1 protein-coding gene is annotated in these 258 nt (G+C 67.4%); it reads right to left on the reverse strand.

Going from position 1 to position 258, the window contains the following annotated elements:
• Positions 1–258, reverse strand: a 258-nt coding sequence (locus QSK15_RS32475; protein ID WP_285797855.1) for a C39 family peptidase, incomplete at both ends; no start/stop codon positions are given.

A 258-nucleotide genomic window follows, 5' to 3' on the forward strand; every position in this document is an offset into this window, starting at 1 on the left:
CCGACGACGCTGATGTAGTGCCCGCCCTCGAAGGAGTGGATGGCACCGTCGGTGTCGGTGGTGGTGCCGGCGATGTTGGCGACCACGGCGCGGCCGTCGTCGACGGTGCGGACGATGTCGGCGCGCAACTGGTCGGTCTGCTTGGCGTCCGCTGCGGGGGTGCTGATCTCCACCGACCGGTAGGCGTCGCTCTTGCCGGTTTCCTTGTTCAGCACGGGGGTGATGTCGTTGATGGAGTTGGTGCCGGCTTCGGTGGTG

Origin of the sequence: Micromonospora sp. NBRC 107095 (genome assembly GCF_030269705.1) — a bacterium.
Taxonomy (GTDB): Bacteria; Actinomycetota; Actinomycetes; order Mycobacteriales; family Micromonosporaceae; genus Micromonospora; species Micromonospora parva.